The organism is Mycoplasma sp. 3398, from assembly GCF_053851555.1.
The window spans coordinates 1-1,320 of the sequence record NZ_JBSQAW010000017.1 but is presented as its reverse complement, the minus strand read 5'-3'; the positions used below and the strand labels follow the sequence as shown (position 1 = coordinate 1,320).

Here is a 1,320-nt window from a genome sequence, read left to right as displayed (position 1 = left end):
TCAACAAAAAGCAGATGCAATTGACACTTATATAACTTCAAACCTAAATAAAAAAGAATACAGCACAATTAAGAAAGAATTGCAAAAGATTCTTGATACATACAATTCACAAAATAAACCTAATCTAACTGCAAAAACAAAGGCACAATTAGAGGGAATATCTAAAAATTTAGAAGATGAATTAAATAAGGCTAAACAAAAGAAAGAAAAGCAAGATAGTGATACAAGCATTGCTAATAAGAAAAAAGAAATTAATGAATTAATTGATAAAATTCCTTATCCAGATCCTAAATCTCGTGAAGCAACCCAAGCCAAAACTGCATTAAAAAATAGTGTTAAACAATTAAATAATATCCAAAGTTTAGATCAAAAACAAACTGAGATATCTAATTTTAGCAGCCATATGCAAAAAAAGAAAGAACAGTTAGGTGCTAATGGCAAAAATCTAAAATATTCAAAAGATAATGCACAAGCAGTTCAAAAAATAAAACAAAAGCTAAATTCAGCAGAAAATATAGATCAAGCTAACAATGCGTTACCTGATGGTTGAGCAAATAAGATTGAAACATACAAAAATGTAATTAATAGTTCATTTGATAACGGGCCAGATAAAAATAATTTAATAACAAGATTAAACCAAACTGTTCCTACAACAACAACTTATAGTGGTGTATATAATGAAAATGATTTAAAAGATGAAATAATAAAAAACTATAAACGTCTTTCAAAAGAAAAAATTGGCACTTTAAGTAATTTTAATCAAAATGAAAAAAATAATATAACGAGAGATATCAATAACATACAAGTTCCTAGCGATCATAAAAATTTATCTAAAACCATCAATGACATTAAGTCACTTGTGACAAATGCTACAAGACAAAACTTCAACTTATTTATTGATAAATTAGCATATCCAGAGAATACATCGCAATTAAGAACTGATTCATTAAAAACAAAAGAAAAAATTAAGAAGGATCTAACATCTAAAATTGATTATTCAAATAAAAATTCTGTAGAAACGGCTCTAAATATGCTAAAAACAAATATTGACGCATTAAAAAATGAAATAGATGACATTAAACCAGAAGCAAAGAAAAATGAATTCTTAACAGAATTTTCTAAGACCGATCACAATAATATTTCAACACTATTACAAAAAGTTAGATTATATAAACAGGATTATGAAAACAAAAAGCGTTTAGCTCAAGATGTTATTTCACAAATTACTGATCAAAATGAAAAGAAAAAACTGCAAGATAGACTAAATAACTCAACAAATAGTATTAAAAACCTTGATACTATTAAAACTGATGCAGAAAA

Annotated in this window: 1 protein-coding gene; it reads left to right on the top strand. The window is 26.0% G+C overall.

The window, feature by feature from the left end:
• Positions 1-1,320, top strand: a 1,320-nt coding sequence (locus tag ACWXVK_RS03220) for a hypothetical protein (protein ID WP_456017247.1), incomplete at both ends; no start/stop codon positions are given.